This window comes from Vibrio sp. B181a, assembly GCF_030248375.1.
GTDB classification, from domain to species: Bacteria; Pseudomonadota; Gammaproteobacteria; order Enterobacterales; family Vibrionaceae; genus Vibrio; species Vibrio campbellii.
In genome coordinates, this window is the sequence record NZ_JAHGAD010000147.1 from 1 (window position 1) to 550 (window position 550).

General features: G+C 46.4%; 1 protein-coding gene. It reads right to left on the bottom strand.

The genetic code is table 11. The features are described from left to right. On the bottom strand, nt 1-252 hold a 252-nt coding region (locus KIO97_RS26750), incomplete at its 3' end, for an HU family DNA-binding protein (RefSeq protein ID WP_285384429.1). Between the last annotated feature and the right edge of the window lie 298 nt (nt 253-550).

Here is a 550-nt window from a genome sequence, read left to right on the forward strand (position 1 = left end):
CGCTTTGCCTGCTTTAAAGGCGGGCACGTTAGCAGCAGAAATCTGGATCTCTTCGCCAGTTTTTGGGTTACGGCCTGTACGCGCGGCGCGCTGATTGACTTTGAAGGTACCAAAACCAATCAATGCCACTTCATCCCCACTCGATAGCGTGTCTGAAATGCCTTCAATTATTGCGTTCAGTGCGGCATCTGCTTTTGCTTTCGAGATGTCTGCCGTTTGGGCAATATGTTCAACCAGTTGCGATTTATTCATACTGTTATGTTCCTTATTAAATAGGCCATGGCCTTAAAACGGTGCCAATCATGCGATTAAGTGACGCCTTCATCGTCAAAATGGCGACAAAACGATGTCAATATCCTATAAGTGCCACCAAGACAGGTTGCGAGAAAGAGGAAAGTGGACGGTCCCCTTTCCTGGCTCAGTGGCTTACCAATAGCTTGGCACAAAATGCACGACGGTGCTTTCTTAACGTTAAAAATCAATGGAATATCACAAAAAAAACTCAGCAACGAGGTTGCTGAGTGAGTGGCGTTTGCCTATCTAGGAGAGA